The 4,930-nt window shown below is 60.2% G+C and carries 5 protein-coding genes; 3 read left to right on the top strand and 2 right to left on the bottom strand.

Translation table 11 applies throughout. The features are described from left to right. The first annotated feature begins 648 nt into the window (after positions 1–648). From AWB81_RS46170 to AWB81_RS40445, 3 genes are all read left to right on the top strand, one after another. Positions 649–816 carry a hypothetical protein gene (locus AWB81_RS46170; protein ID WP_159939018.1) on the top strand — a complete coding sequence of 56 codons (168 nt, stop codon included), beginning with the start codon at positions 649–651 and terminating at the stop codon, positions 814–816. After that, positions 813–1,124, top strand: a complete 312-nt coding sequence (locus AWB81_RS40440) for a Rieske (2Fe-2S) protein (RefSeq protein ID WP_062643980.1) — start codon at positions 813–815, stop codon at positions 1,122–1,124. Before AWB81_RS46170 ends, AWB81_RS40440 begins: the two co-directional genes overlap by 4 nt. A 247-nt stretch (positions 1,125–1,371) precedes the next feature. Continuing rightward, positions 1,372–1,800, top strand: coding sequence for a hypothetical protein (locus tag AWB81_RS40445; protein ID WP_062643982.1), 429 nt, complete (start codon positions 1,372–1,374; stop codon positions 1,798–1,800). 89 nt (positions 1,801–1,889) lie between these two features. Here the strand turns inward: AWB81_RS40445 and AWB81_RS40450 are convergent, their stop codons facing one another. Both AWB81_RS40450 and AWB81_RS40455 read right to left on the bottom strand, forming a co-directional pair. Beyond that, positions 1,890–4,247: a type VI secretion system Vgr family protein gene (locus AWB81_RS40450; RefSeq protein WP_062643985.1), complete on the bottom strand. Its 2,358-nt coding sequence runs from the start codon at positions 4,245–4,247 to the stop codon at positions 1,890–1,892. Between the two features lie 20 nt (positions 4,248–4,267). Beyond that, positions 4,268–4,750, bottom strand: a complete 483-nt coding sequence (locus AWB81_RS40455; RefSeq protein WP_062643987.1) for an Hcp family type VI secretion system effector — start codon at positions 4,748–4,750, stop codon at positions 4,268–4,270. Between the last annotated feature and the right edge of the window lie 180 nt (positions 4,751–4,930).

Here is a 4,930-nt window from a genome sequence, read left to right on the forward strand (position 1 = left end):
CGGTATGTACGCGACCTGAACCGCATCGACGCCTTGCGCGGACAAGCAGCGAAACCATGAGCCTTCACGGGGAAAACGTGCAATGCGCGCAGCGCCTAAGGCTGCAGACCGCTCGCCAGACGATCTGCCGGTTGATTTGAGCCTCCGCTGCAGGAGCGAAGAGCACGTTGTTCCGCCAACCAAAAACGCACCCACCCACTCGCTTCCCTTTACCGGAAAACCATAATGTCCGTCTACGTACAAAATGCCTCGCCAGCAAAAGGCGCCACTGCCGTTGAACAGAAGTCGAATCCGGGCGCTGACCCGGTGTCATCGAAGCGCTCCAGGGAATCGTCAGCATCGACAGTACGAACCTGGGCGTGGGGCAGAACCCACGAACCCTACGACTGGATGGATGCGCATACCCCCTGCGAAGACCTGACCTCGTGGCGTTGAATCGAACAAAACGCGGTGAGTGATCGCAACGTCTCTCAGGGTCGCTCGCCGCTTCGGCTGATGTGGTTATCAGCCGATCTTCAACCATCGCCCGACACGCACCGGACGTCCGTGTCGCCACCCCCCTCCCGCCGCGGGAGGGTTACACGAGGCGACTCTGCACTACGATTCGAACACGTTCACTCGAATACCGAATCCGACGTAAAGGATGCCATGTATCGTCATTTAATCGTTCCCGTCGAGACCAGCGACGCCCGCATCGCGTTCCTGCATGTGAAGCGCGCCCCCGCCCTGCGAGTGACCTCCGTGATGGGCCGGTTCGTGAAGCTGATTGCTCACGTCATGCCCCAAACCATGCGCAGCCCCGGGACAAGAAAATGACGCGATACATACCGATTGCCCGCGCTGACGCTCTCGACGCCGGCTCGCGCATGCTCAAGTTCATCGACGGACGTAGCGTCGTGCTCTTCAACATCGAAGGTGTCGTTCACGCAATCGACAATTCGTGTCCGCACAACGGCGCATCGCTTGCGAATGGCCGCCTGGACGGCAATGTCCTGCAATGCCCGGCGCACGGCTTGCGCTTTGACCTGGCGTCGGGGTGCCTCGTCGGCGCGCGGGGTTTTTGCCTGACAAAGCTTCCCGTCGAGACGATCGACGGCGAACTGGTGGTGCAGGTCGACGATTGACGGACAGCGCGTCTGTCAGACGTGCATCTGACCTTGCATGGTGACTGCGGCTATGTAGCCTCTGGCTGCTCTGTAGAGCATTCTGGCGCGTCGATGCTAGTTACTCCAAACGCATCGACAAGCAATATGCACTGCTTCGCCTATGCTTTAGAGACCGGCTTTCGAGACCTCCATGTCCGGGGTCATCTTTACGGCGCCATCGCGACGCCCCAGGCGATTGCCATCTTTTCTCGAAGGGAGCGCAAGGATGACCTGGGATCACCTCGCAAAGCAAAAGGAAAATGCCCTGATTGCGATCAACCGGCCGCGTCCTTATCGACCTCTCAAGGTGATGCCGCATGATCCCGCGCGGGATCCTGCAAATATCCGCGAGATTGGCGGGTGGTTCGGCACGGAAATTTTTCTGCTAGGGAAAAGTCCGGAACAGATGGAAAAGTTGCTCGGCTTCGGCTTGGGCTACCTTGAACACGGGGTGGACGTGTTCGAGTTCTCGAGAGCGATAAACGCTGACGACATAGATCTCCTCGGCGCTTACACGTATCTGCCGGGCGGCAAGGAATGGAATCAGGTTGACTTGAGGTGGCCGCCCGGGCTCGGCGCTCCGCAATGGAAACTCAAGAGACGCGTGCCATGTCGGTTTGTCAGGACCGTGCAGCGTGGCACGCCGTTTGTTTGAGCAAACTGGATCGCGGTCGGCCCGTCAATACGGTTCCCCCGGTAAAGCAGGACGATGACGCCGCTTTGCATGAGCGCGCCAAAGCTTCTTCAATTCTGCATGATCTTCGAGCCTTTCATCACGATATCGCTGCTCGCCTTTACATTGATCTTTCCACTGCCGTCGACCGTGATGTCCTTTCCCGTGATGTGGATCGTCCCGTCCTTCTTCATGCTGAGGCAGGCATCGCCAGTGACGAGGGTAATGGATTCCGTCGCGTTGATCGTCAGGTTCTTTCCGACGGTGAGCGCATCGTCCTCGCCCACGGACGTCGCCCGTCCTTTTGCCACCGTGCTCGACTGTGCGCCCTGGATCGTCTCGCCCGCGTCTTTCGCGACGGTGACCGTTTGCCCGCCACCTACGTTTAGCGTCTGGTCGCCGCCCACGCTCGTCGACTGACTTCCACCGACGCTCACGGTCTGATCGGACCCGACGGTCACCGTCTGGCTGGCTCCAACGGTCTCCGTGTGGTAAGCCCCGATCGTCACCGCCTGATATGCACCGACAGTCACGGCCTGGAACGCACCTACGGTCACTTCCTGCGCGGCGCCGACCGTGATGGTTTCGTTGATGCCGACGCTATGCGTCCGCCGTAACGTGACGGTGGCCGTCTCGCTGGCTTGAACGGTCTTTGTCCGGTTGGCTCCAATCGTGATGCTTTCATTGGCACCGACCGTCTCGGTCCGGTTCAACACAATGTCGATCTTCTCGTTGTTGCCCACCGTCTCCGTACGGTCATGCTTCACGTGCGTGGTTTCATCGTTATCGATGTTCTTCGTCCGATCGTGCCCGACCCAGTGTGACTCGTCGTTTTCGACTTCGATATCCTGATTCTTTTCCGCGTGAAGCAACACCTGTTCGGCGCCCTTCTTGTCCTCGAAGCGGAATTCGTTGCAGTTAGCACCGCTACCGCCCTTGCTCGAGCGGCTCTTGATGCCGGTTTGCGTCATGTTGGCCGGGAGATCGTAGGGGGGCATCTGCTCGGCGTTGTAGACGCGGCCCGTGATGATGGGCCGGTCCGGATCACCTTCCAGGAAATCGACGATCACTTCCTGTCCCATGCGCGGAATCGCGATCGCGCCCCAGCCCTTCCCCGCCCACGGTTGCGATACGCGGATCCAGCACGAGCTGTTCTCGTCGCGCTTGCCTTGGCGGTCCCAGAAGAACTGCACCTTCACGCGCCCGTATTGATCAGTGTAGATCTCATCGCCGCCCGGCCCCACGACCAATGCCGTCTGCGGACCTTGCACGAATGGCTTGCGCGCGGTGCGGGCCGGCGCGAAGGGCTGCTTCGCATCGATCGCGGAAAACCAGCATTCACAGCGATTCGTCTGCGCGCCGTCGAAGGCTTCGTAGTCGGCGAGGTCGATTTCATAGTGCGTGCGCGTGACGAGATACTGCACGTTCTGATCGGCACGCGGATGCCTTGCCAGCTTGAGAAGCGTGCCCGCGCGCACGTTCTTGCCGTTGGTGCGCGCATCCACCTGATGCCAGTTGATGTCCGGATCGTCGGGGACGCTACCTTCTATCCGCAGTTCGTCCGCTCTGGACTTCGCGCGGCTCTCGCCATGATCGGCTTCCACATAGCCGCCCGGATAATCGAAATTTTCCAGCCCGGTGAATGCATCGAACCCGGGCATGTGCTTCACCGCCTGTTTTTGCAGCGGCCGCGACGGGTGCTTGAAATCGTAGTCGGTGAGCAGCCAGTTGCGCGTTTCGATCACATGGTTCACGCGCCATTCGCTCACATATTCGATATCGGGCGCAGCCGTCATCACCGCGCCATAGGGCAGCGATTCACAGCCTGCGACGCTCTCGTGAGCGGCGAGCGTATCGGTCAGGATCAATGATTCCTTGCCATCCTTGTCCTGGAACCAGTAGTAGATGCCTTCGTCTTCCAGCAACCGGCTCACGAAGTTGAAGTCGGACTCGCGATATTGCACGCAGTATTCGCGCGGTGGATGCGCGCGCGCGTTCGCCTTCCATTTGATTTCCCCGAATTCGAGGCCCTTGTAGACCGGATCGGCGAACACGGCCTTCACGATCTCTTCCACCGTCTTGTTCTGGAAGATGCGGCAGTTGCTGCGCCGTGCAAGCAGCCACAACCACGGCCGCACCGCGGCTTCGTAGACATGGAGACGTCCGCGCATCCCGGTTTGCCGAAAGGCCACCACGTACCCGCCGAATACGCGTGGCTTGGCCTTCGGCACGCGGAGCGAGACCCTCACGCGCTTGCCGAGGATCCGGCCGATGTCGATGTCCGCGCGTTTGGAGACGAACGTGAGTTCGCAACGCGGCATGCGACCGAGTTCTGCACTCGCACGCAGGCTCAGAAAGCGCAACTCGTCGGACAACGGCGTATCGACGGTGACGAGCGGTTGCGCGGTATCGGCATCGTTGCTGGCCATCGACGCTCCCGCTTGTCGGATCAGCGGACTTCGGTGCTGCGCACGTCCCAGCCAAACTTGACGGCACCGCCCAGCGCGCCCTTGTCATCCTGCGGCTTGTATTCGAACTCGATATCCGCATACATCATGCTGACGGTTTCCCTCACTTCGCCGCCCGTGCCGCCGCCTATTGCGATGTTCGTCACCGTCACCTGCTTCAGCGTAACCGTCAGGAATTCCTTCTGTCCTTCACCCGCCTTGCTTGCAGTGAGCTTCGCGGTCGCGAGATGCTTGCCGCTCGCGCAGCTCTTCGCCAGCGTCGGCGAGGCCTTGTCGTAGAAGTGCATGAACGTGAACATCCCGGGATGCGCCTTGCCCACGCCGCTGCCACCGCCGACCGTCGGGCTGCTGGCGTTGGTCACGTCCCAGTCCCAGGTCTGCACCTCGATCTGCCCTTCCGCACCCTTGTGCTTCGATTCGCCGTCGATTCCGTCAATCTTCAGATAGCAGTCGGTCGTAGACATGGGGTCCTCCGTCGTCATCGAGTATTCGTTGCGCATGCGTCGCGCACGCGATTCGCATGGAATCCACTTCGTAAACGAATGCCGGCCTTGATTTTTTGAACGGCGGTTTCAAGCCGAAGTGCAACAGGGGGGTTAATGTTTAGCGTTTTGAGGTTGGGTTGCTGAGGCGAGCGTGGCGGC

Source organism: Caballeronia arationis, assembly GCF_001544975.2.
Classification (GTDB): Bacteria; Pseudomonadota; Gammaproteobacteria; order Burkholderiales; family Burkholderiaceae; genus Caballeronia; species Caballeronia arationis.

Coding starts and splice junctions, on each gene's coding strand:
- AWB81_RS46170 (WP_159939018.1), top strand. CDS start 649: ATGTATCGTCATTTAATCGTTCCCGTCGAGACCAGCGACGCCCGCATC.
- AWB81_RS40440 (WP_062643980.1), top strand. CDS start 813: ATGACGCGATACATACCGATTGCCCGCGCTGACGCTCTCGACGCCGGC.
- AWB81_RS40445 (WP_062643982.1), top strand. CDS start 1,372: ATGACCTGGGATCACCTCGCAAAGCAAAAGGAAAATGCCCTGATTGCG.
- AWB81_RS40450 (WP_062643985.1), bottom strand. CDS start 4,247: ATGGCCAGCAACGATGCCGATACCGCGCAACCGCTCGTCACCGTCGAT.
- AWB81_RS40455 (WP_062643987.1), bottom strand. CDS start 4,750: ATGTCTACGACCGACTGCTATCTGAAGATTGACGGAATCGACGGCGAA.